Source organism: Mycobacterium angelicum (assembly GCF_002086155.1).
GTDB lineage: Bacteria > Actinomycetota > Actinomycetes > Mycobacteriales > Mycobacteriaceae > Mycobacterium > Mycobacterium angelicum.
In genome coordinates this window covers 1-488 of the sequence record NZ_MVHE01000289.1, presented here as the reverse complement: position 1 = coordinate 488, position 488 = coordinate 1, and the positions used below count along the sequence as shown (strand labels likewise).

Sequence of the window (488 nt, the reverse complement as noted above, 5' to 3'; positions counted from 1 at the left end):
GCCCCGCCCGCATCGCCCGGCAGCGCCGCACCGCCGATTCCACCGACCCCGCCCATTCCACCGCTGCCGAGCAGGATCCCGCCGGCGCCGCCGGTCCCGCCGGTCGCACCAGCGCCCCCGGCATTGCCCGCCTGGTTGGCTTGGCCGCCGGCCCCGCCGGCACCACCGACCCCGCCATTGCCGATCAGTCTGGCGGCGCCACCCGCACCGCCCGTACCGCCGTGGCCCGGGGTACCGACCACTTGCGGTGTGGCGTCGCCGCCGTGTCCGCCGGCACCGCCGGCGCCGACGAGCCAGCCGCCGGCGCCGCCGGTCCCCCCGACTCCGCCGTGCTCACCAAGGTGGCCACCACCGATCCCGCCGGTGCCGCCGGCCCCTCCGAAGCCGAATATCCCCGCACCGCCGCCGACGCCGCCCGCGCCGCCGGTGCCGCCGCCGACGCTGGCCCCGCCCGCGCCGCCGCGGGGGCATATGCCGGCGCTGAGGCC

Annotated in this window: 1 protein-coding gene; it reads right to left on the bottom strand. The window is 80.7% G+C overall.

Going from position 1 to position 488, the window contains the following annotated elements:
* Positions 1-488: hypothetical protein (locus BST12_RS32685; RefSeq protein WP_211281421.1), on the bottom strand; the 488-nt coding region annotated here is incomplete at both ends.